At 61.4% G+C, this 24,105-nt stretch carries 18 protein-coding genes; 8 read left to right on the top strand and 10 right to left on the bottom strand.

What is annotated here, in order from left to right; translation table 11 throughout:
- Nucleotides 1–99: 99 nt before the first annotated feature.
- The 7 genes from QMK52_RS12635 to nagE all read left to right on the top strand — a co-directional run bounded on the left by QMK52_RS12635 (nucleotide 100) and on the right by nagE (nucleotide 8,605).
- Complete coding sequence (locus QMK52_RS12635; protein WP_005791137.1) at nucleotides 100–648, top strand: NUDIX hydrolase; 549 nt, start codon at nucleotides 100–102, stop codon at nucleotides 646–648.
- A 37-nt stretch (nucleotides 649–685) separates the two neighbouring features.
- Entirely contained in the window at nucleotides 686–1,189 is a 504-nt protein-coding gene (locus QMK52_RS12630; RefSeq protein ID WP_194439131.1) for a L,D-transpeptidase family protein, read from the top strand.
- A gap of 263 nt (nucleotides 1,190–1,452) precedes the next feature.
- Entirely contained in the window at nucleotides 1,453–2,211 is a 759-nt protein-coding gene (locus tag QMK52_RS12625) for a GntR family transcriptional regulator (protein ID WP_320404149.1), read from the top strand.
- A gap of 10 nt (nucleotides 2,212–2,221) precedes the next feature.
- Complete coding sequence (gene nagA, locus QMK52_RS12620) at nucleotides 2,222–3,328, top strand: N-acetylglucosamine-6-phosphate deacetylase (protein ID WP_320404148.1); 1,107 nt, start codon at nucleotides 2,222–2,224, stop codon at nucleotides 3,326–3,328.
- Nucleotides 3,321–4,331 carry an SIS domain-containing protein gene (locus QMK52_RS12615; RefSeq protein WP_413817844.1) on the top strand — a complete coding sequence of 337 codons (1,011 nt, stop codon included), beginning with the start codon at nucleotides 3,321–3,323 and terminating at the stop codon, nucleotides 4,329–4,331. The genes nagA and QMK52_RS12615 overlap by 8 nt, the downstream gene beginning before the upstream one ends.
- Nucleotides 4,332–4,361: 30 nt before the next feature.
- A complete protein-coding gene (gene ptsP, locus QMK52_RS12610) occupies nucleotides 4,362–6,872 on the top strand; it encodes a phosphoenolpyruvate--protein phosphotransferase (protein WP_194440706.1) in 2,511 nt (836 codons plus the stop codon).
- Nucleotides 6,873–6,898: 26 nt separating this feature from the next.
- Nucleotides 6,899–8,605 (top strand): N-acetylglucosamine-specific PTS transporter subunit IIBC, encoded by a 1,707-nt coding sequence (gene nagE / locus QMK52_RS12605; RefSeq protein WP_005791143.1) that lies wholly within the window; start codon nucleotides 6,899–6,901, stop codon nucleotides 8,603–8,605.
- 146 nt (nucleotides 8,606–8,751) lie between these two features.
- Here the strand turns inward: nagE and QMK52_RS12600 are convergent, their stop codons facing one another.
- The 5 genes from QMK52_RS12600 to purL form a co-directional block, all read right to left on the bottom strand.
- Entirely contained in the window at nucleotides 8,752–9,045 is a 294-nt protein-coding gene (locus QMK52_RS12600) for a DUF6124 family protein (RefSeq protein ID WP_005791144.1), read from the bottom strand.
- A gap of 201 nt (nucleotides 9,046–9,246) precedes the next feature.
- Nucleotides 9,247–9,693: a hypothetical protein gene (locus QMK52_RS12595; protein WP_032803705.1), complete on the bottom strand. Its 447-nt coding sequence runs from the start codon at nucleotides 9,691–9,693 to the stop codon at nucleotides 9,247–9,249.
- Nucleotides 9,677–10,315 carry a DUF6036 family nucleotidyltransferase gene (locus tag QMK52_RS12590; RefSeq protein ID WP_005791146.1) on the bottom strand — a complete coding sequence of 213 codons (639 nt, stop codon included), beginning with the start codon at nucleotides 10,313–10,315 and terminating at the stop codon, nucleotides 9,677–9,679. Before QMK52_RS12590 ends, QMK52_RS12595 begins: the two co-directional genes overlap by 17 nt.
- Before the next feature lie 313 nt (nucleotides 10,316–10,628).
- The gene (locus QMK52_RS12585; RefSeq protein ID WP_003193986.1) at nucleotides 10,629–10,940 is read right to left on the bottom strand and encodes an NIF3 1; all 312 of its coding nucleotides are present in this window, start codon (nucleotides 10,938–10,940) and stop codon (nucleotides 10,629–10,631) included.
- A gap of 4 nt (nucleotides 10,941–10,944) precedes the next feature.
- Complete coding sequence (gene purL, locus QMK52_RS12580; protein ID WP_320404147.1) at nucleotides 10,945–14,841, bottom strand: phosphoribosylformylglycinamidine synthase; 3,897 nt, start codon at nucleotides 14,839–14,841, stop codon at nucleotides 10,945–10,947.
- Nucleotides 14,842–15,127: 286 nt separating this feature from the next.
- Here purL and mltF point away from each other — a divergent pair, with 286 nt between their 5' ends.
- A complete protein-coding gene (gene mltF, locus QMK52_RS12575) occupies nucleotides 15,128–16,588 on the top strand; it encodes a membrane-bound lytic murein transglycosylase MltF (protein ID WP_005791148.1) in 1,461 nt (486 codons plus the stop codon).
- A 136-nt stretch (nucleotides 16,589–16,724) separates the two neighbouring features.
- On the opposite strand, the gene QMK52_RS12570 is transcribed toward mltF, so the two are convergent.
- The 5 genes from QMK52_RS12570 to treP all read right to left on the bottom strand — a co-directional run bounded on the left by QMK52_RS12570 (nucleotide 16,725) and on the right by treP (nucleotide 24,086).
- Complete coding sequence (locus tag QMK52_RS12570; protein WP_005791149.1) at nucleotides 16,725–17,003, bottom strand: PTS transporter subunit EIIB; 279 nt, start codon at nucleotides 17,001–17,003, stop codon at nucleotides 16,725–16,727.
- A 2-nt stretch (nucleotides 17,004–17,005) separates the two neighbouring features.
- Entirely contained in the window at nucleotides 17,006–19,540 is a 2,535-nt protein-coding gene (gene ptsP, locus QMK52_RS12565) for a phosphoenolpyruvate--protein phosphotransferase (RefSeq protein ID WP_194439138.1), read from the bottom strand.
- Nucleotides 19,541–19,588: 48 nt separating this feature from the next.
- Nucleotides 19,589–20,809, bottom strand: a complete 1,221-nt coding sequence (locus QMK52_RS12560) for a maltoporin (protein WP_005791151.1) — start codon at nucleotides 20,807–20,809, stop codon at nucleotides 19,589–19,591.
- Between the two features lie 68 nt (nucleotides 20,810–20,877).
- Nucleotides 20,878–22,524, bottom strand: a complete 1,647-nt coding sequence (gene treC / locus QMK52_RS12555) for an alpha,alpha-phosphotrehalase (protein ID WP_194439140.1) — start codon at nucleotides 22,522–22,524, stop codon at nucleotides 20,878–20,880.
- A gap of 119 nt (nucleotides 22,525–22,643) precedes the next feature.
- Nucleotides 22,644–24,086, bottom strand: coding sequence for a PTS system trehalose-specific EIIBC component (gene treP, locus QMK52_RS12550; RefSeq protein ID WP_032879618.1), 1,443 nt, complete (start codon nucleotides 24,084–24,086; stop codon nucleotides 22,644–22,646).
- Nucleotides 24,087–24,105: the final 19 nt, after the last annotated feature.

Genomic DNA, 24,105 nt, shown 5'->3' with positions numbered 1-24,105 from the left:
ACGCGCCCAACCCCAAAACCGCAGGGCTGTCGCTAAACGACAACTTGCAGGAACGCCCGGCACCAAGCCAAGATGTGCCCATTGTTCAGGAACCCCAGCATGAATTTCTGCAGCCAGTGCGGCAAACCGGTGACCCAACGCATTCCCGAAGGCGACGCACGCCTGCGTTATGTATGCGATCACTGCTCGACCATTCATTACCAGAACCCCAATATCGTCGCCGGTACCGTACCGGTGTGGGGCGACAAAGTGTTGCTGTGCCGCCGCGCCATCGAGCCACGCCTGGGTTACTGGACCCTGCCCGCAGGCTTTATGGAAAACGGCGAGACCGTGGAACAGGCGGCCATGCGTGAAACCCTGGAAGAAGCCTGCGCCCGGGTGCGTAACCTGAACATCTATACCCTGATCGATGTGCCGCACATCAGCCAGGTGCATATTTTCTACCGCGCCGAGCTGATCGACCTGGACTTTGCCGCAGGCCCGGAAAGCCTGGAAGTGAAGCTGTTCGATGAAGCTGATATCCCTTGGTCCGAGCTGGCTTTCCGCACGGTCGGACGTACCTTAGAATGCTTTTTCGCTGACCGTCGCCAACAGGTGTACCCGGTACGTAGCGAGTCCGTGCCACCGCTGTCCAAGCCCGCCCAATAACAAGCCGGCCGATTGTCGCCAAAGGGATACCGTTTCAATGCGCTGGTTGCTTGCTCTGATCTGCCTGTCGTTCGCCACGCTGTCGCCAGCCGCAACCCAAATCACCCTGGGCGGCAAACCGGTCGAAAAAGTCCTGGTGCTCAAGTCCGCTCATCAGCTGCAATTGATCAACGACGGCAAACCGTTCAAGACCTACCGCATTTCCCTGGGCAAGAACCCCAAGGGCCACAAGCTGATCGAAGGCGACCGCCGTACCCCCGAGGGTTTCTACTGGATCGACTGGCGCAAGACCAGCGACCGCTTCAACCTGGCCATGCACATCTCCTACCCGAACATCAGCGACGCCGCCCGCGCCCGCCGCGAAGGGGTGAAACCGGGCAGCATGATCATGATTCACGGCACCCCCGACACAGAAGACTACCCGGAGCAGTGGTTCCACACCCTGGACTGGACCGACGGCTGCATCGGCATGCGTAATGTGGATATGCGTGAAGTCTGGAACCTGGTCAAGGACGGCACCCTGATCGAGATCCGGCCGTAATCTCGTACCGTTCGTAAATTAATTCGAAAATAATTCCTGCCTCCAGCAGCGCCTGCCGGTGAATACCAGTTCACCGCGCGGGACAGTGCACTTGTGCGCGACACAAAGACCTCTCTAATACCACTTGATACCAAGCCCCATTAAAGAGCCCTGAAACCGGGGCTTGCACCGTTTTGGTAGCATTGACATGGTATTTAAGTGGTATTAATTTCCGGCCATTACCGGGCGACAACACTCCAATAACCGCATCGGAAACTTCACAGATGAACCCCATCCTGACGCTGCGCCCCGACGACAAGCAATCCACGCCGTTGTACCTGCAACTGGCCCGCAACCTTGAGGCGGCGATCCACGCCGGCCAGTGGAAATCCGAGCAGGCCCTGCCGTCGGAACGCGCCCTCAGCGAGCAGTTGAGCATCTCGCGGGTCACCGCCCGCAAAGCCTTGGAAGTGCTGCTTGCCCAGGGCCTAATCCGCCGCAGCCAGGGCTCCGGCACATTTATCACGCCGCGCCTGGAACAACCCTTGTCGCGCTTGTCGGGGTTCAGCGAAATGCTGCGGCTCAAGGGCTTTGTGCCCACCTCCCAGTGGCTGGAGCGCGACATCACCCCGCCGACCCACGAAGAGCTGATCCGCCTGTGCCTGTCGCCTACCGACAAAGTGGCGCGCCTCAAGCGTTTGCGCAAAGCCGATGACACGGTGATGGCGATTGAAATGACCGCCATGCCCGCCTCGGTGTTGCCACACCCGCAAGCCATCGGCAATTCGCTGTACGAATACCTGGAAGGCATCGGCAAGCCCATCGTGCGCGCCCTGCAACATATCCAGGCGATCAACGCCTCGGACGAGTTCGCCAAGCTGGTGGGCATCGCCCCCGGCACCGCCATGCTGCTGATGACCCGCGTGGGCTACACCGCCGACAACACGCCGATTGAAATCACCGACACCTACTGCCGCAACGACTACTACGACTTTGTCGCAGAGCTGCGCCGTCATGATTACTCCGCCGAATTGCGAATCTAGAGAACTGCCCATGTCAGAAGACAATATCCTCACGCCCAGCGGCTGGATGCGCGGCCGCCTGGTGCATGAACACGGCAAGGTGGTCGCCATTGAAGGCACGCCTTGCGACCCGGCTGACAACGACCTGCCCTACCTGCTGCCAGGCTTTATCGACCTGCATGTACACGGCGGTGGCGGTGCCGACATCATGGAAGGGGCGCAAGCCTTTGAGACCATTACCCGCACCCACGTGCGCTTTGGTACCACCTCGCTGCTGGCCACCACCATGACTGCTCCGGTGGATGAAATCTCCCAGGTCCTCAGTGAACTCGGCAACTTCTGCGAACAACGTCCTGCCGGCAGTGCGCGGGTGCTCGGTGTGCACCTAGAAGGCCCCTATATCAACCCGGGCAAACTCGGCGCCCAACCCAACTTCGCCCACACCGCGTTGATGGCCGAAGTCGAAGCCTATTTGCGCCTGGCGCCGATCCGGGTAATCACCATCGCCCCGGAAATTGCCGGCCATGACGGCCTGATCCGCGCCCTCAGCCAACGCGGCGTGCGCATGCAGATCGGCCACACCCTGGGCAGCTATGAAGAAGGCGTCGCCGCCCTCGCCGCCGGCGCCACCAGCTTCACCCATTTGTACAACGCCATGAGCCCGCTGCACCACCGCGAGCCGGGCATCGTCGGCGCCGCGCTGGCCCACGCCCAATACGCCGAGCTGATCCCGGACCTGCTCCACGTACACCCCGGCGCCATGCGCGTGGCCTTGCGTTCGATCCCGTGCCTGTACTGCGTCACTGACTCCACCGCCGCCGCCGGCATGCCCGACGGCGAATACAAGCTGGGCAGCCACACAGTGACCAAATGCCTGGGTGGCGTACGCCTGGCCGACGGCACCCTGGCCGGCAGCACCCTGACCATGGACCAGGCGCTGCGCAACCTGGTGAAAATCGGCCTGCCCATCAGTGAAGCCTCACAGCGCCTGTCGCAATTTCCTGCGGACTACCTGGGCCTGGAAGAACGCGGCCGCCTGCAACCGGGCAGCTATGCCGACTGCGTGCGCCTGGACCGCTCCCTGACACTCACCGACGTAATGGTCGAAGGAGAAACCATTGACTTCAAAAATGCTTGAAGAGGCCCTGGCCTCCTGCGACGCCGTCGCGGCACAACTGCAACGCCTGAACCCGCAGTTGGAAGAAATCGCCGGTCGCCTGCGTCGCCAGCCGCCGCAAGTGGCGATGACCATTGCCCGCGGCAGCTCCGACCACGCCGCCAGCTACTTCGCCTACCTGGCCATGCAGCATGTGGGCATCCCGGTGGCGTCGTTGCCAATGTCGGTGGTGACCCTGTTGCAGGCACCGATGAAAGTCAGCGGCCAGGTGGCGTTTGGGTTCTCCCAGTCGGGGCAGAGCCCGGACCTGGTCAACAGCCTGCGACTGCTGCGCAAGCGCGGCGCCCTGAGCATCTCGCTGGTGAACGCCGAAGACTCGCCGCTGGAAGCCGCCTGTGAATTCCACGTGCCACTGTGCGCCGGGCCGGAACAAAGCGTGGCCGCGACCAAGAGTTTTATCGCCACCCTCAGCGCCAGCGCGCAATTGATCGGCCACTGGAACCAGGAAACCGAGTTGCTCCAGGCCTGCCAGGCGCTGCCCGACGGTTTGCGTGAAGCCGCCCGGCAGGATTGGACCCAAGCCATCGAGGCCCTGCGCGACTGCCAGCAATTGATGGTAATCGGCCGCGGCGCCGGGTTTGCCATCGCCCAGGAAGCTGCGCTCAAGCTCAAGGAAACTTCGGCGATCCAGGCCGAAGCCTTCAGCAGCGCAGAGGTGCGCCACGGGCCGATGGCCTTGATCGACGAAAACTACCCGCTACTGGTGTTCGCCCCACGCGGCGCCGAGCAGCCCGGCCTGTTGAGCCTGGCCGCCGATATGCGCCAACGCGGCGCCCGCGTGCTGCTGGCCGCACCGGACGATATCGCCGAACGCGACCTGACCCTTAGTCGCGCCGAACATCCGAGCCTGGACCCGATCCTGACAATCCAGAGCTTCTACGTGATGGCCGCCGGCCTGGCTGAGGCACGGGGCATGAACCCGGACCAGCCGCGCCACCTGAGCAAAGTCACCCGCACGCACTAAAGCGGCGTTTTCCTGATGAGTACCGTGCCCATGCCCAACAACAATAATCCATTGACCTTAAGCGCCCCCTTGAGTGGGCCGGTGCTGGCCCTGAACAGCGTCCCCGACGAAGTGTTCGCCAGCGGCGCCATGGGCGACGGGATTGCCATCGACCCGTTGAACGATTGCCTGCACGCGCCCTGTGACGGCGTGATCATCCATGTCGCCCGCACCGGTCATGCATTGACCATCCGCGCCGACAACGGTGCCGAAGTGCTGATGCACGTGGGCATCGACACCGTGGAGCTCAATGGCGAAGGCTTTGCCTTGCTGGTGAAGGATGGCGCACGGGTGAGCGAGGGCCAGCCGTTGGTGCAGTTTGACCTGGACCGCATAGCGCGCCAGTGCAAAAGCCTGGTGAGCCTGATCATCCTGACCAACAGTGACCGCTTCGAGCTGCAACCCATCGCGAGCAAGACCGTGAAGCTCGGTGAATCACTGATGCGGATTGCCCTGCGCACATCCGCGCCGGTTCAAACCGCTGTGGATAACTCGGTCGCAGAAGTGAGCGCCACGGTACGCATCACCCATCGTGGCGGCTTGCATGCGCGCCCTGCCGCGCTGATCCGCAAGACTGCCCAGGGCTTCAGCAGCCAATCGCAGCTGCACTTCGGTGATAAGACCGCGGCTTGCGACAGCCTGATCGGCCTGATGGGGTTGGGTATTGGCGAAGGTGACGAGGTACGGGTGACCTGTCGTGGCAAGGATGGCGAGGCGGCGTTACAGGCACTGGTCGCCGCGCTGTCCGTGGCGATCCACGAGGAGCATCACGCGCCGGTCGTTGCCGCGCCACGCCGGGCGAATACCGAAGCCAATGTGCTGCAAGGCGTATGCGCGGCACCCGGTCTGGTATGTGGGCCATTGTTCCGCCTGACGGGCATCGAGCTGCCGCAGGACAGCGGCAATCATAGCGTCGACGAACAACTGCAACGCCTGAATGCCGCCCTTGACCAAGTGCGCGGCGAAATCCGCAACACGCTGGACCAGGCGCGCCAACGCAAGAATGTCGAAGAAGAAGAGATCTTCGCCGCCCACCTCGCCCTGCTGGAAGACCCGGCATTACTCGACGCAGCCACCGCCGCCATCGAACAAGGCAGCGCCGCCACCCATGCCTGGCGTGATGCGATCCAGGCCCAATGCGCCGTACTGCTGGCGTTGGGCAAGCCGCTGTTTGCCGAGCGCGCCAATGACCTGCGAGACCTTCAACAACGGGTGCTGCGTGCGTTGCTGGGTGAAGCCTGGCATTTCGAATTGCCGGCGGGGGCGATTGTCAGCGCCCATGAGCTGACGCCTTCGGACTTGCTGCAACTGAGCGCGCAACAGGCCGCGGGCATCTGCATGGCCGAAGGCGGTGCGACCTCCCATGTGGCGATTTTGGCCCGGGGCAAAGGCCTGCCGTGCCTCGTCGCCCTGGGCAATGAAGTGCTCGACGTACCCCAAGGCCAGCGGGTGGTGCTCGATGCCGCCAACGGCCGTCTGGAACTGGCGCCCAGCGATGCACGTCACGCCGAAGTTCACCAGATTCGCGAAACACAGAAATTACGACGCCAGCAGCAACAGGCCCAAGCCCGGCAACCGGCATGCACCACCGATGGCGTGACGGTTGAAGTCGCGGCGAATGTCGCCTCCAGCGCCGAAGCCCAAGTGGCGTTTGACAACGGCGCCGACGGCGTCGGCCTGCTGCGCACCGAATTCCTCTTCGTCGACCGCCGTACCGCGCCGGATGAGCAGGAACAACGCCAGGCTTATCAGGCCGTGCTGGATGCCATGGGCGACAAGTCGGTGATCATCCGCACCATCGATGTGGGCGGCGACAAGCAGCTCGACTACCTGCCGCTGCCTGTCGAGGCCAACCCGGTGCTGGGCCTGCGCGGTATTCGCATGGCCCAGGTGCGCCCGGAACTGCTCGACCAGCAACTGCGCGCCCTGTTGCAAATCTCGCCACTGGCGCGCTGCCGCATCCTGCTGCCGATGGTCAGCGAGGTGGATGAATTGCTGCAGATTCGCCAGCGCCTGGATGAACTGTGCGTGGAGCTGGAGCTGACGCAGCGCCCCGAGCTGGGCGTGATGATCGAAGTGCCCGCCGCCGCGCTGATGGCCGAGCAGTTGGCCAAACATGCTGACTTCTTGTCCATCGGCACCAATGACCTGTCCCAATACACCCTGGCCATGGACCGCGACCACGCAGGCCTGGCCGCCCGGGTCGACGCCCTGCACCCGGCACTGCTGCGGTTGATTGCCCAGACTTGCACCGGGGCGGCCAAGCATGGTCGCTGGGTCGGCGTGTGCGGTGCCTTGGCATCTGACCCACTGGCCACGCCGGTACTGGTCGGCCTGGGGGTCAGCGAACTGTCGGTAAGCCCGCCGCAGATCGGCGAAATCAAGGACCGCGTCCGCCACCTGGACGCGGCGCAATGCCGGCAACTGAGCCTTGAGCTGCTCGACCTGAGCAGCGCCAAGGCCGTTCGCCAAGCCTGTCAACACCACTGGCCGCTGAGCTGAAAACAACAAGAATAGGGAGACACGCCATGTACCAACACTTTATCGAAGGCCTGCAACGCCTGGGCCGCGCGCTGATGCTGCCGATTGCGATCCTGCCAATCGCCGGCCTCTTGCTGCGCCTGGGCGACACCGACTTGCTCAACATCGCGGTGATGCACGATGCCGGGCAGGCGATCTTCGCCAACCTGGCGCTGATCTTCGCCATCGGCATCGCCGTGGGCTTTGCCCGCGACAACAACGGCACGGCCGGCCTGGCGGGGGCGATTGGCTACCTGGTGATGATCTCCACGCTCAAGGTGATGGACACGTCCATTAACATGGGCATGCTCGCCGGTATCGCCAGTGGCCTGATGGCGGGCGGGCTGTATAACCGCTTCAAGGACATCAAACTGCCGGAGTACCTGGCATTCTTTGGTGGGCGACGCTTTGTGCCGATTGTCACCGGTTTTTCGGCGGTGGGCCTGGGCGTGATCTTCGGCCTGATCTGGCCGCCGATCCAGCACGGCATCAACAGCTTTGGCGTGTTGCTGATGGAAAGCGGCAGCCTGGGTGCGTTCGTGTTTGGCGTGTTCAACCGCCTGCTGATCGTCACCGGGTTGCACCATATCCTCAATAACATGGCGTGGTTCGTGTTCGGCACGTTTACCGACCCGGCAACCGGCGCGGTGGTGACCGGCGACCTGACCCGCTACTTTGCCGGCGACCCGAAAGGCGGCCAGTTCATGACCGGCATGTTCCCGGTGATGCTGTTCGGCCTGCCGGCTGCGTGCCTGGCGATGTACCGCAATGCGTTGCCTGAGCGGCGCAAAGTGATGGGCGGGATCTTCCTGTCCATGGCGCTGACGTCATTCTTGACCGGGGTGACCGAGCCGATTGAATTTGCCTTCATGTTCCTGGCACCGTTCCTGTACCTGATCCACGCCGTGCTGACGGGCCTGTCGATGGCTGTTACCAATATGTTGAATATCCACCTCGGCTTTACCTTCTCCGGTGGGTTTATCGACATGGTGCTGGGTTGGGGCAAGTCCACCAATGGCTGGCTGGTGGTACCGGTGGGCCTGGCCTACTCGGTGATCTACTACACGGTGTTCAGCTACTGCATCCGCCGCTTCAACCTCAAGACACCGGGGCGTGAAGATATCCAGGTGGTGCAGGCTGAAGCGATGAGTGATAACCAGCGTGCCACGGCATATATCCAGGCGCTGGGTGGTGCTGAGAATCTGCTGAGTGTGGGTGCCTGCACCACGCGGCTGCGCTTGGACATGGTGGATCGCAACAAGGCGGTGGATGCTGAACTGAAAGCACTGGGCGCCATGGCTGTAGTGCGCCCGGGTAACGGCGGTAGTTTGCAGGTGGTGGTTGGGCCGATGGCCGATAGCATTGCCGATGAAATTCGCTTGGCGATGCCGGGGTTTGTTGCCACAGCACCTGTAGCAGTTGCACCTGGGGATAAGCCCGTGACGGTGAATGTGCAAGAGGCCGAAAAATGGCTGAATGCTCTGGGTGGCCGAGGGAATGTACGCCAACTAGGAGCGGTGGCGATGACCCGGTTGCGGGTGGAGTTGGGGGATGATTCGGGGTTGTCTGAAGCTCAGCTCACTGCACTCGGTTGCCAAGGTGTGAGTCAGCTTGAGAGCGGTGTTTGGCACTTGTTGATTGGTGACAAGGCCTCTGGGCTGGGTGAGGCGTTGGAGCGGTTGGTCAGTGCCCGTGAGGTCGGCGCCAGGGTTTAGAGAGGTAGTGACTGTTCTGGCCTCATCGGGAGCAAGTCAAATCGTCGCACCGCCCCTCCCACATTTGAAGGTATTCACAATTCAAAATGTGGGAGGGGCGGTGCGACGATTCGACTTGCTCCCGATTGGCCCTCACAGGCGCCTGATCACTTCTGCTCAGGCACCTCAACTAAATCCAGCACCCGATCCACCATCAACTGAATCCCTTCCACCATCCGATGAATACCCAGCACTGCATCACGCTGGGGACCGTCGACATCAAAAGCCAGATGACCCGCCAGTGCCTGCACGGATGCCAGGTCTTGGGAGGCGTTGGCGAGCAGAGTTTCGCTGTTCAGACTGGGTAGTACGGTGAAGATCTGGTCGGACGGTGAATCACCAGCTTGGCGGGACTCGGCTTGAGATGAGATTGAACCAGTTAGCAAGTTGTCGCTGATCATCATTAAACTCCATATGGAATAGGCTCCTAGTGATTTTTCAGGCTTGCAGTCCCGGTCACTGAATTGGCAGCGACGCGAGAAGGTTAGTTGTGCGAGTCCCGACGGACAACCTGAAAGGCTTGCCGGAAATCTCCGAGAACTGAAGACATCGCAGACAGCAAAAACCCGGACTAAGCCGGGTTCTTTGATAGCTATCTATACCTAGGCAGACGCCGCACGCTGTTCGGCTTCATAGTGGCGGGTCTGAAAAGGCATCAAGGTCTGAACCTTCAAACCCAGACCCTCACATAATCCCCAGGACATTGCCAGTTCGTCACGACGACTGCGCAACGCAACAGCGCCTTGGGATTTCACGTATTGCCTTGAGGCTGAGAACAGTTCAAGCGCCTTCAACGCTTCCTTTACCCGACTATCGGTCGCACACGAAAAGCGTGTGAAGCGCTCAAGCAAATAGCCTGCGCGACGAAGCTCTACCTCACTGGAGTGCTCCTGAATGAACGCCCTCACCTCGTCCACAAGATTCGTATCCGAATACCACACAGCTTTCGCTGCACTGACCAACGCAGCATCATCAGCCTGATTCAAGGGGCTTTTGACCAGTGTGTCCAAGGCGGACGAGAGGACCGGACCGTTAAAGGGCTTCGCCATCTGCAGTCTCCAGATAATCGTGCAAGATATTGGTCAGTATGGATCTGGGTGGCTCTTTGTTGCCAACATACATATCAATCGCCTGCAATGCCAGCTGACGGAGCTCAGCGGTCACTATGAAGCCAGCCCTGAGCAACGCCATGATGTCATCTACATCCTGATCAGTGGCTCTGCCCAATTTGGAGATTGCAATGTCGATAGGCGCAGCTACATGAAGATGCAGCGCAGACTCAAGAGGAAACTCTTCCAGAGGAAGACTTCGCTCCCAGTAGTCTTCGTGGAGCGGACCAAAGCTAGTGTTGTATTGGAGGTCATAGTTCAACTCCATGACACGGCCAGACTGCTCATCGAAAAACTGTTCTGGAAACTCTGCAAGCAATGTTCGTAGGCGCAGCGTGTCTTGAGTATTTGCGCAATAAATCTCCGCATCCACGTCCGTGGACACACGGTGGTGGGTATATAAATGAACAGCACAACCACCGAATACAATGACCTGGACCGCACCCGGACTGGCGCCTTCGAGCGTCAATTCCATTTCAATGGCTCTGAACATTGAAATCAGAGCTTGCCCTAGCGCAGAGCTGGTATTGAGGCGAGGAACAACGAAATCTGGAATTTGCATATTGAATTTCAAACCGTACGCAAGATCATTGCTGGACGGGTCTTGAATTCAAGCCCCGATCACTGAGTTATCAGTGACCGATTGAGGCTAGGGAGACAGGTTCCGACGGACAACCTGAAAGGCTTGTCGGAAAGTTCTGAGGCGCTTGCACCGACGCCATCGCAGGCAAGCCAGCTCCCACATGGGATTGATGTACGGTCTGACAACGGGGTCAAATGTGGGAGCTGGCTTGCCTGCGATTGGCACTTACAGCCAACAAAAAACCCGCTGACCAAACTGGCCCAGCGGGTTTCTTGTTTATGCAGCCAGCCGATTAAAAATCCGCCAACTGCCACACCTCATACGCCGGTGTCTCATACGGATGGCTAAGCTTGAGTGCAGCCACAACCGCCACAATCAACTCATCCGCCACCACCAGCTCCACCTTCCATTCCTCAACCACTTCAACCTGACCGACCTGCCCGATAAACGGCTGACTGCCGTCCAACGCGCGGAATTGGCCCTGGCCCAGCACTTGCCAGGCGCAGCTGTCGTAGTCGCCGATGCGCCCACCGCCGGCTGCGAAGACGGCGGTTTTCACCGTCTCTACATGGCTGTCGGGCACGAAGAAGGCGAGCTTGTACACGGCCTTAGTTCACCCACACGCGAGCGTTGCGGAACATGCGCATCCAGGCGCCGTCTTCGTTCCACTCTTCCGGGCGCCACGAGTTCTGCACGGCGCGGAATACACGCTCCGGGTGCGGCATCATGATGGTGACGCGACCGTCGCGGCTGGTGAGGCCGGTAATGCCGCGCGGCGAGCCGTTCGGGTTGGCCGGGTAGCTTTCGGTGACCTTGCCGTGGTTGTCGACGAAACGCAGGGCCACGGTGCCGGACAGGTCGGCTTCAAGCAGCGCTTCTTCGCTGGCGAACTCGGCATGGCCCTCACCGTGGGCGATGGCGATTGGCATACGCGAACCGGCCATGCCTTGCAGGAAGATCGAGTTGGACTCCTGCACCTGCACCATGGCGACACGGGCTTCGAACTGCTCGGAACGGTTGCGCACAAAGTGCGGCCAGAACTCGCTGCCCGGGATCAGTTCGCTGAGGTTGGACATCATCTGGCAACCGTTGCACACACCCAGGGTGAAGCTGTCGTTGCGTTCGAAGAAGCCCTGGAACGCGTCGCGAGCGCGGCTGTTGAACAGCGCCGACTTGGCCCAGCCTTCACCGGCACCCAGCACGTCGCCGTAGGAGAAACCACCGCAGGCCACCAGGCCTTTGAACTCGTTGAGATCAACGCGACCGGCGAGGATATCGCTCATGTGCACGTCAATCGCATTGAAACCGGCGCGATCGAACGCCGCGGCCATTTCCACCTGACCGTTGACGCCCTGCTCACGCAGTACGGCAACCTGTGGGCGAATGCCCTTCTTGATGTAAGGCGCGGCGATGTCCTGGTTGACGTCGAAGCTGAGCATGGTGCTCAGGCCCGGGTTGTCTTCTTCCAGGATCACGTCGAACTCCTGCTCGGCGCAGTCGGCGTTGTCGCGCAGGCGCTGGATCTGGTAGCTGGTCTCGGCCCACTGGCGTTGCAGCAGGCGGCGCTGACCGGTAAAGACCGTGTCGCCGTTGAACGAGATATTGACTTCGCCATTGTTGATCGGCTGGCCAATTACCGCCACGCATTCGGCAAGGCCGGCAGCGCTGAACTGGGCGAGTACATCCGGGGTAGCGTCCTGACGCACCTGAATCACTGCACCCAACTCTTCGTTGAACAGGATGCCGTTGATTTCCGCAGCATCCTCGGCAACGCTGTCGAGCACGATGTTCAGGCCGCAGTGGCCAGCGAAGGCCATCTCGACAACGCTGGTCAGCAAACCACCGTCGGAGCGGTCGTGGTAAGCCAGCAGGTGACCGTCGGCGTTGAGGCCCTGGATCACGGCGAAGAAGGCTTTCAGGTCTTCGGCGTCATCGACGTCCGGCGCCTGTTTGCCCAACTTGCCATGGGTCTGCGCCAGGATCGAAGCGCCCATGCGGTTCTGGCCACGGCCCAGGTCGATCAGGATCAGGTCAGTGGTGCCCTTGTCCATGCGCAGTTGCGGCGTCAGGGTCTGGCGGATGTCGGTGACCGGCGCGAAACCGGTGACGATCAGCGACAGCGGCGAGGTCACGCTCTTGTCGGTGCCATCTTCGTTCCAACGGGTGGCCATGGACATGGAGTCCTTGCCCACCGGAATGGTGATCCCCAGTTCCGGGCACAGCTCCATGCCGACGGCTTTGACGGTGTCGTACAGGCGCGCATCTTCACCGGGGTGGCCGGCAGCGGACATCCAGTTGGCCGACAGTTTGATGTCGGACAGCTTGCCGATACGCGAGGCCGCGATGTTGGTCAGGGTTTCACCAATCGCCATGCGGCCCGACGCCGGAGCGTCCAGCAGGGCCAGCGGCGTGCGCTCGCCCATGGCCATGGCTTCACCGGTGTACACGTCGAAGCTGGTGGCGGTGACGGCAACGTCGGCCACCGGCACCTGCCATGGGCCGACCATTTGGTCACGGGCCACCAGGCCAGTGATGGTGCGGTCGCCAATGGTGATCAAAAAGCTTTTGCTCGCCACGGCCGGGTGGTGCAGCACGCGCTCGATGCTGTCGGCCAGTTCCAGCGTGCTTGGGTCGAAATCATCGCCCAGTTCGTTTTCACGTACCGCCGAACGGTGCATGCGTGGGGCTTTGCCCAGCAGCACTTCCAGCGGCATGTCTACCGGGCTGTTGCCGAAGTGGCTATCGGTAACTGTCAGCTGCGGCTCGGCAGTGGCTTCGCCGACCACGGCAAACGGGCAACGCTCGCGTTCGCAGATGGCCTGGAAACGTGCGAAGTCTTCAGGGCCGACCGCCAGCACGTAGCGTTCCTGGGATTCGTTGCTCCAGATTTCGTGCGGGGCCATGCCCGGCTCGTCGTTTGGAATGTTGCGCAGTTCGAAACGGCCACCACGGTCGCCATCGTTGACCAGTTCCGGGAAGGCGTTGGACAAACCGCCAGCACCGACGTCGTGGATGAAGCTGATCGGGTTCTTGTCACCCAACTGCCAGCAACGGTCGATGACTTCCTGGCAGCGGCGTTCCATTTCCGGGTTTTCGCGCTGTACGGAAGCAAAATCCAGGTCGGCCGAGCTGGTGCCGGTGGCCATGGAGGAAGCTGCGCCGCCGCCCAGGCCGATCAGCATCGCCGGGCCGCCGAGCACGATCAGCTTGGAGCCGACCAGGATCTCGCCTTTCTTGACGTGTTCTTCACGGATGTTGCCCATGCCGCCGGCCAACATGATCGGCTTGTGGTAACCGCGCACTTCATCGCCACGCGGGGTGGTGATGGACTGTTCGAAGGTACGGAAGTAACCGGTCAGCGCCGGACGCCCGAATTCGTTGTTGAACGCGGCGCCGCCCAGGGGGCCTTCGATCATGATGTCCAGCGCGGTGACGATGCGCCCAGGCTTGCCGTACGGCACTTCCCACGGCTGTTCGAAGCCCGGAATCTGCAGGTTGGACACCGTAAAACCGGTGAGGCCCGCCTTGGGCTTGGCGCCACGGCCGGTGGCGCCTTCGTCACGGATTTCGCCGCCAGACCCGGTGGCTGCGCCCGGGAATGGGGCAATCGCGGTCGGGTGGTTGTGGGTTTCAACCTTCATCAGGATGTGCACCGGCTCCTGCACCGCGCCGTACTGGCGGGTTTCCGGGTCCGGGAAGAAGCGACCGGCGACGGAGCCGACGATCACCGAGGCATTGTCCTTATAAGCCGACAAAACGCCTTCGCTGTGCATCACGTAGGTGTTCTTGATCATGCCGAACAGACTTTTTTCCTGGCTCTGACCGTCGATATCCCAACTGGCGTTGAAGATCTTGTGACGGCAGTGCTCGGAGTTGGCCTGGGCGAACATCATCAGTTCGATGTCGTGGGGGTTGCGCTTCAAGCCGGTGAAGGCGTTGACCAGGTAGTCGATCTCGTCTTCGGCCAGGGCCAGGCCCAGCTCGGTGTTGGCCTTCTCGAGGGCGGCGCGGCCGCCGCCGAGCACGTCAATCGCGGTCAGCGGCTTGGGCTCGGCGTGGCTGAACAGGCCGGCAGCCTGCTCCAGCTGGCTGACGATGATCTGGGTCATGCGGTCATGCAGGCTGCTGGCGATCAGCTCGGCTTCGGCATCGCTGAACTGGCCAGCGACGTAAAAGGCGATCCCACGCTCCAAGCGCTGGATTTTATCCAGGCCGCAGTTGCGGGCGATGTCACTGGCCTTGCTCGACCAGGGCGAGATGGTGCCGAACCGCGGCAGAACCAGGAACAAGCGGCCAGTCGGCTCTTGAACGGGAACGCTTGGGCCGTACTTCAGAAGGCGTGCCAGCACTTGCTGTTCGTCGGCGGTCAAGACGCCGGTAACGTCGGCGAAGTGAGCAAATTCAGCGTACAGGCCTGTAACAGCTGGAACCTTCTGGCTCAGTTGCTCAAGGAGTTTGCTGTGGCGAAAGGCAGAAAGGGCAGGAGCGCCGCGCAGGATCAACATCTTCGGGACAGCCTCGGGAAGGGGTGTGCTTTGAGGCCGTGCATTCTAGCGTAAACCTTCGCCAACGGCACCCGAAACGGCACCGGTGGCCGCTGCCGAACGTCAGTTGGCAGGGTTTGCACGGCATCGGCAGGAAATCCGCAGTGTCGGGGGCAGTTATTTTAACCGTCACAATGGCGCTCCAGGCCGCGTTTCTGCGGGCTGCAGCACAGTTTTAACCGCGCTAGCAGACAAGTGCAGCGCTGTCGAGATATGGCGCCACGGGCCGTTTGCGTATACTGCGCAGATGTTCTCCCCAACTGTTTTGCGCCCGCGATGGGTCAAATGGCTCATCGCCACCCTGCTCTTCCTGACGCTCAGTGCCTGTGTTGATAAGCCCAGCACGCTTGAGCGAATCAAGGAGGATGGCGTATTGCGGGTGGTCACCCGGAACAGTCCGGCCACGTATTTCCAGGACCGTAACGGTGAGACCGGGTTCGAATATGAACTGGTCAAGCGTTTTGCCGACGAGCTGGGCGTGAAGCTGGAAATCGAGACCGCCGACAACCTCGATGACCTGTTCGGTCAGTTGGGCAAACCCAACGGCCCGGTTCTGGCCGCCGCCGGCCTGGTCAGCAGCGAGCAGCGCCAGCAGCAGGTGCGTTTTTCCCACCCGTACCTGGAAGTGACCCCGCAGATCATCTATCGCAACGGCCAATCGCGCCCCACCAATGCAGCCGATCTGGCGGGCAAGAAGATCATGGTGCTCAAGGGCAGCACTCACGCCGAACAGCTTGCGGCGCTGAAGAAGCAGAACCCTGCAATCGAATACGAAGAATCCGACGCCGTTGAAGTAGTCGACCTGCTGCGCATGGTTGACGAAGGGCAGATCGACCTGACCCTGGTGGACTCCAACGAAGTCGCCATGAACCAGGTGTACTTTCCCAATGTGCGCGTGGCGTTCGACCTCGGCAATGCCAGCAACCAAAGCTGGGCCGTGGCGGCAGGCGACGACAACAGCCTGCTCAACGAAATCAACAGCTACCTGGACAAGGTCGAGAAGAACGGCACGTTGCAGCGTCTGAAAGACCGCTATTACGGACATGTCGACGTACTCGGCTATGTGGGCGCCTATACCTTTGCCCAGCATCTGCAACAACGCCTGCCCAAGTACGAGAAGCACTTTCGTGCCTATGCCAAGGCAGAAAAAGTCGATTGGCGGCTGCTGGCAGCCATCGGCTACCAGGAATCGCTGTGGCAACCGACGGTCACCTCCAAGACCGGCGTGCGCGGCCTGATGATGCTGACCCAGAACACCGCCCAAGCCATGGGCGTGTCCAACCGCCTGGACCCCAAGCAGAGCATCATGGGTGGCGCCAAGTACCTGGCCAGGATCAAGGATGAGCTGGACGACAAGATCGCCGAGCCCGACCGCACCTGGTTTGCCCTCGCCGCCTATAACGTCGGCACCGGTCATCTGGACGATGCACGTATCCTGGCCAAGAAAGAAGGCCTGAACCCGAACAAGTGGCTGGACGTGAAGAAGATGCTGCCGCGCTTGTCGCAGAAGCAGTGGTACAGCAAGACCCGCTATGGTTATGCGCGTGGCGGCGAGCCGGTGCATTTTGTGGCGAACATCCGGCGTTACTACGACATTCTTACCTGGGTGACCCAGCCGCAGCTGGAAGGCAACCAGGTGGTGGAAGGCAACCTGCATGTACCGGGTGTGGACAAGACCAAGCCGCCGCAAGACAGCCCTCAACTCTGATCACGACAGCCCGCACACCGCAAATCCCTGTGGGAGCCGGGCTTGCCCGCGATGGCGGCCTGACAGTCAAGGTATTCGGCGCCTGACACACTGCTATCGCGGGCAAGCCCGGCTCCCACATTTGATCATCGTAGCCTTATAGGCCGGTGAGCAGATGGACCACGCCGCCCGGCAGTACCATTACTGCGGGTACACCGGCAGCCTTCAACGCCGACTCATCCAACCCACCCACCTCCTTCAATTGCACCCTCACACGCGTCAGCGCCACGCGCTGCTGTGACGTGACGTTCCCCTCCCCACCCAATGCACTCAGCACCTCGGCCGACAACAGGCTCGGTGTCGGCGCGGCAACTGTCTCGGCCACCAGGTCCGGGGTCAGGGCTTTCCAGAACGCCCGCTGCAATTTCTCGAACATGCTCAGTGCTCCACGACAGATGAGGTTTCAACGGTGGCCGCGTGGTACAGGCGCAGGGCCTCACGCACTTGATGGGCTTCTTCCAGGCCCAGCACCTGGCGGGCGATGATCTGGCAGTCGTGCAGGTCCAGCTCACGCACGGTGGCCTTGATGGTCGGGATCAGCGGCACGCTGACCGACAGCTCATCCACGCCGAGCCCGATCAATACCGGCACGGCTACTGTTTCGGAGGCCAGCGCACCACATACCCCCACCCACTTGCCGTGGGCATGGGCCGCTTTGACCGTGATGTCGATCAGGCGCAGTACCGCCGGGTGGAAACTGTCGGCCTGGCTGGCCAGTCGCGGGTGGTCGCGGTCCATGGCGAGGGTGTATTGGGTCAGGTCGTTGGTGCCGATGGAGAAGAAATCCACATGGGGCGCAAACACATCCGCCATCAACGCAGCGCTGGGGACCTCGATCATGATGCCCAGCTTCGGTAACTCGGTCAGCCCAAGCGCCAACGCCTCTTCTTCGAGCATCTTGCGCGCCAGGTGCAGTTCCGACAGCAGGCTGACCATCGGCAACATGATATGCAGTCGCGCCAAGCCCGCACTGGCAAGGATCGAGCGCAGCTGTTCACGCAGCAGTTCGGGGCGCTCCAGGCACAGCCGAATACCGCGCAGGCCAAGGAACGGGTTGGTCTCGCTTTCCATCGGCACATAGGCCAAGGGTTTGTCGCCGCCCACATCCAGGGTGCGCACCACCAGGTTGCGCTCGGTGCCCAAGGCACGGGCGATGGCGCTGTAAGTGCCAGCCTGCTCTTCGGCGCTCGGGGCGCGGTTGCGGTCCAGGTAGAGGAACTCCGAACGCAGCAGGCCCACGCCTTCCCCGCCCAGGGTCAGGGACTGCTCCACTTCCTGCAACGAGGCGACATTGGCGGTGACTTCAACGTGATGCCCATCGCGGGTGACCGCCGCCCGTGAGGCCTGTGCCACCTCACGTTGCAGTCGCAGCTTTTGCTGTTGGCGAACCGCCTGCAATTGTTCGATTTCAGCCAGGTCCGGCTCCAGATGCAGCTCGCCTTTGTCGGCATTGAGCAGTACCCGTTTGCCGTTGGCCAGGTCCAATACCTGGCTCGGCACCCCACAAATGGACGGCAGGCCCAGCGCGCGCGCAAGGATTGCCACATGACTGGTAGCGCCACCGGCGACCGTGACGAAGCCCAGGACTTTACCGGTATCCAGGCCGGCGGTTTGTGAGGGTGTCAGTTGCTCGGCGACCAGGATGGCGCACTCCGGCAGCTCCATGGATCGCTCGGGCACGCCCAGGATCAACTTGAGCACGCGCTGACCAACGTCGGCCAAGTCCGCTGCACGTTCAGCGAGCAGTGCCTTACCCAAGCCCTCGAAGAGTTGGGCGGTCGCCACTGTGGCGCGGTTCCAGGCAAAGGCGGCACTCTTGCCCTCGGCCAGCAGGCTATAGGCTTGTTCAAGCAGGGTTGGATCTTCGAGCAATTCCTGATGGGCGCGGAAAATTTCGGCTTGGGCACTGCCGGCCGCCTTGGCTTGCATGTCTTGCAGCGCCTCGCTTGCCGCCCGTAGGCCGCGCGCCAATGCGGCCCGCTCAAAGGTTTCTCCGGCGCCAGCTTCGGGAATATCGAGCACCGGCTCAGCCACTTGGACGAGCTGGCCGAACGCCGAGCCCGGCGATGCACAGACACCTCGCAACACGGTGGCCGAAGACGCCGGCGCGGCAGGCGTGTTGGTTTTCTCGACCGCTACCGGCAAGGTCTCGCCACAGCCGTCGAGCAACAACGCCACCAGTATCTGGATCGCCGCCTCGGCATCTTCGCCTGCCGCGCTCACCTGCACGCTGTCGCCCTGGCAGGTCTGCAGCGCCATGATCGCCACCAGGGACTTGGCATTCGCACTCTGGGTTTGCTTGTGCAGGTAAATGCTCGAGTTGAACCCTTTCGCAGCCTGGGCAAGCACCGCCGCAGGCCGGGCGTGCAAGCCATGAGCGTTGGGCACGGTCAGTGGCTTGGAAAACAGCGCGTTACCCTCCTCCTCATCCAGCTCGGCCAACACCTGCCCGGGCAATACTCGCAACAGTGGCTGGCCGGCCTCGACCAACGCCCGGTCCGCCACCAACAGCTCAAACGGCTCGCCGCTCACCACCAGCATCAAGGTCAGCAGACTGCGTGCATGGAGCGCCACATGGTCGGCATCGAACTCTATCAGCGGCTGCCCAGCCTCCACCCGCTGGCCTTCCTCGACCAGACGGGTGAAGCCCTGGCCAGCCAGGTTCACGGTGTCCAGACCGATATGCAGCAACACCTGCACGCCGTTGTCGTCGGTGACACTGACCGCATGACCGCTGTCCTGAATGTTGCTGATCACCCCGGCCAACGGCGCGCAGAGCGTCTGCGAGGTCGGGTCGATGCACAGGCCGTCGCCGATCACGCGACCGGAAAATACCGGGTCGGGTACCTGATCCAGCGCCAGCAGGACCCCGGGCAGGGGCGCCAGCAGTATCAGGGGTTTAGATGGGGTCATGACTTCACCTGTTGTTGTGTTTTTTTAAGATCATTGGGAGCTACCGAATTACTTCCACCAGTACTCGACTTGTACACCCATGTTCGAGCCATGCCGCGCAGTGCCATAGGCACCGGTATCGGATAACGCCGAACCCGCCGCCAGCTCATTGGCCGCACGCTTGGCCGCCTGGTTCCAGGACGCATAGGTGTAATACAACCGCACTTCCGGCCGAGCCCAGAATTCAGGACCTTTGGGCGACCAGGTCGGAGCGAACGTGAATTTGCTCAACTTGCGCGTGCCCCCCGTGGCGTCAACCTGATCGTGACCCAGCTCAGCGACCAGTTTGAATTGCTCGCTGATGGCATACGCCGGGCGCACGCCGAGGGAGATCCAATTCTGGTCCTGGCGCCCTGGGCGCACGTCTTTCTGGTACACCGCTTCAACTTGCCCGCCGAAACGCGGGGTCACCTGCCAGTCGAAGAACTCCACTACCCGGTAGCTTTTGCTGCTCCTGTCCAACGCGGTATTGCCGGTATAGCCCAGGCCGGTGCCTGGGCCTTCACCGTACTGGAGGGCAAACTTGTTCTTGCCCCCCAGGAATGCAGCTTGTACATGCTGCGCGGTCAGCGCCCATCCGCTGTTGGCGTCACGCCCGCCAGCCTTGGCGATGTAGCTCAAGCCAAGCTCCAGCTCGCCGCCAGGGTTGGTATTGAAACCTGCAACGTTGAAATCGTGACGGGTGGCGTATTCCTTCTGGTACAGGTTGTCCTTGCGTGACAGCGCGTAGCTGTATTTCAAGCCGCCGATCAGCACGTCCTCGATTCCCCCTCCGGTGGCGCTCTGGTTCCAGTAGTAGAAGTCGGAGATATGGATGTCGTTACGCTTGTAGTAACGCCGCCCGGCCCACAGCGAACCGCCATTGAGGCTGGGCAGGTTGGACCATTGCGCGTACATCTGCGGCATACGCGCCGAACCATTGTTTTCGCCCTGGAATTTCAGGGCGCGGTCGTACTGGTTGTAGAGGGAAGCCATGGCATCGACGCTGAACACCGACCCGTCATCGAGGGTCAGCAGGTCCTGGCGCAATTCCAGTTCAGCGTACTGCTCGCATTCGTTGCCCAAGCGGTACTTGGTTTGCGCCCCTGGCAGTTGGAAGCATTGCTGCTTGCCACTGCCCGTCGATGTGCCTGCGCCGCTGCGCAGGTAACCGGCGAATTCCAGAGCCTGGGCGCCAAACGGCGCAGCGAGGCAAGAGGCGATAAGACCCAGCTTTATTTTTGTTTTCATGAAGCGCTCCTTTTATTTTTATTGTTTTTTCTTACTGTCTTGCGTGATGCGATTGCCCGTAGGGCGGCTCAGCCCTTGAGGTGCAGCACAAACGATTCGTAAGGGCGCAACACCACCGTGCTCGTACGCACCGGGCAGTCGGGGTAGTTGCTGATCAGCAGACGTTGTTCGCACGCCGCGTTGATCACCTGATCGGGCAGTTGGATTTCGCACGGCGTGCCGTAGAAGTTGTTGAGCACCAGCAGGCGCTCGCCCTGGCCTTCACGCAGGTAGGCCCAAACCTTGGAATGGTCTTGCAGCAGCGGGCGATAAACGCCTTGCTGGATCAGAGGTTCGCGGCGCCGCAGGGCGATCAATGCTCGGTAGTGATGCAGCACCGAGTCCGGGTCATCCAGCTGACCTTCGACATTGATGCGCGCGGCGTTGTCCGGGATGCCAATCCAGGGCTCGCCACGACTGAAACCGGCATTGGCCTGGTTGTTCCACTGCATCGGCGTACGCCCGTTGTCGCGGGACTTCTGCATGATCGCCGCCATGCTCGATGCTTCGGACTCTCCCGCATCGCGCTTGAGTCGGAAGATATTCAGGGTTTCTACATCGCGGTATTGTTCGATCCTGTCAAAGCCCGGGTTGGTCATCCCCAGTTCTTCGCCCTGGTACACGTAGGGTGTGCCCTGGAGGAAGTGCAGCGCGGTGGCAAGCATCTTGGCCGAGACCACACGATGTTCGCCGTCATCACCAAATCGCGAAACCACCCGCGGCTGGTCGTGGTTACACCAGAACAGCGCGTTCCAACCGCCACCGGCCTGCATGCCTGTCTGCCAATCAGAGAGAATCTGCTTGAGTTGCAGGAAATCGAAATCGGCCTTTACCCACTTTTGCAGGTTGGGGTAATCGACTTTCAGGTGATGGAAGTTGAAGGTCATCGACAGCTCTTTCGAGGCCGGATTCGAGTAGCGAATGCAGTGTTCCAGGCGGGTGGACGACATCTCGCCCACGTTGATCAGGTCATGGCCGTCGAAGACTTCGCGGTGCATTTGCTGCAGGTACTCGTGCACATGCGGGCCGTCGGTGTAGAAGCGGCGGCCGTCGCTGGTGTCTTCGGGGAAATCGGCGGGCTTGGAGATCAGGTTGATCACGTCCAGGCGGAACCCACCCACGCCTTTGTCACGCCAGAAGCGCATCATCTTGAACACTTCGGCGCGCACCTTGGGGTTGTCCCAATTGAGGTCGGCCTGGGTGTGGTCGAACAGGTGCAGGTAGTACTGGCCAGTCTGCGCTTCGTATTCCCAGGCCGAGCCGCCGAACTTGGACTCCCAGTTGTTCGGCTGGTCGCGCCAGATGTAGAAGTCGCGGTAAGGGTTGTCGAGGCTGCTGCGTGCCTGCTGGAACCACTCGTGCTCGATGGAGGTGTGGTTGACCACGATATCGAGCATCAGCCTGATGCCGCGCTTGGCCGCTTCGCTGATCAGCAGGTCACAGTCGGCCATGGTCCCGTAGCTGGGGTCGATGGCGTAGTAGTCGCTGATGTCGTAGCCGTTGTCGCGCTGGGGCGAGCGCAAAAACGGGGTGACCCACAGGCAATCCACGCCCAGCCAGTGCAAGTAGTCGAGCTTGTCGACGATGCCCAGCAGGTCACCGGTAGCGTTACCCGCGTGGCTGTGGAAGCTTTTGGGGTAGATCTGGTAGATCACCGAGTGTTGCCAGGTTTGCATGGTGGGTTCCTTCAGTAGAGTTGGGTGCTGGCCCGTCTGGCCTCATCGCAGGCAAGCCAGCTCCCACAGTTGAAATGCGTTCAACCTGTGGGAGCTGGCTGGCCCCCGATGGCGATTGATCAGGCGACCCGGTAACCAGGCCGAATGATCTTCATGCTCAACAGGCAAGTCAGCGCAAACGGCACGACCATCGCCACGATCATGCCGATCACAAACATCGGAATCGCACTCGGCACGATCGAGATAAACCCGGGCAAGCCACCGACGCCGATGGCCGAAGCCGTCACCTTGTTCAGCGACAGGAAAATACTGCCCAGCGCCGAGCCCAGCAGAGCGGCGTAGAACGGGAACTTGAAGCGCAGGTTCACCCCGAACATCGCCGGCTCGGTGATACCGAAATAAGCCGAAATTGCCGAGGTGGACGCCATGCTTTTGTCCCGCGCATTGCGGGTCATGTAGAACACGCCCAATGCGGCGCTGCCTTGGGCCAGGTTGGACATGACGATCATTGGCCAGATAAAGGTGCCGCCCTGGGTCGAAATAAGCTGCAGGTCGACGGCCAGGAACATGTGGTGCATACCGGTGATCACCAATGGCGCATACAGCAGGCCGAAAATCGCCCCGCCAATCATGGGTGCAATCTCAAACAGGGTGACCAGGCCTTCGGTAATCAGGATGCCGAGGTGGCGGGTGACCGGGCCGATGATCGCCAGGGCCAGCACGCCGGTAACAACGATGGTGGTGATCGGCACGACCAGCAATTGAATGGCATTCGGTACCCGCGCCCTTAGCCACTTCTCGATCACGCTCATGACGAAGGCGGCCATCAGGATCGGCAGGATCTGCCCCTGGTAACCCACCTTCTCGATCTGGAACCAGCCGAAGATATCGAAGTACGGCAGGCTCTGGCCGTCGAGGCCGGCGACCGCCTTGCCGTAGTTCCAGGCGTTGAGCAGGTCGGGGTGCACCAGCATCAGGCCCAGCACAATGCCGAGGATTTCACTGCCGCCAAAACGCTTGGCTGCCGACCAGCCCACCAACGCCGGAAGGAACACAAACGAGGTGTTGGCCATCAGGTTGATCAGGCTCCACAGGCCATCCAGGTTCGGGTAGGCCTCCAGTAGCGTCTTGCCTTCGATGAACATGCCCTTGGCGCCCATCAGGTTGTTCACGCCCATCAACAGGCCGGCGATGATCAGCGCGGGCAGGATCGGCATGAACACATCGGAAAACACCCGCACCAGACGCTGCATGGGGTTGGTCTTGTCGCCGCCGGCTTTCTTCACGTCGGCAATGGTTGAGGCGGCCAGGCCGGTCAGCTCGCGCAGGGCGGCATAGACCTTCTCCACTTCGCCGGGGCCGATCACCACCTGGAACAGGCCGCCGGTAAAGAACGAGCCCTTGACCAGATCGACCTGGTTCAACGCATTGCCGTTGACCAGGCTTGGGTCCTTGAGCGCCAGGCGCAGGCGGGTCACGCAATGGGCAGCTTGCTCAAGGTTATCGCGGCCCCCGAGGTGCTCGAGAATCTCGCGGGCAGTAGACGAATAGTCGTGGCTCATGCTCGTTTTCCACTGTGAT

Origin of the sequence: Pseudomonas sp. P9_2 (assembly GCF_034008255.1) — a bacterium.
Lineage (GTDB): Bacteria > Pseudomonadota > Gammaproteobacteria > Pseudomonadales > Pseudomonadaceae > Aquipseudomonas > Aquipseudomonas synxantha_A.
This window is presented reverse-complemented; position numbering and strand designations above follow the sequence as displayed.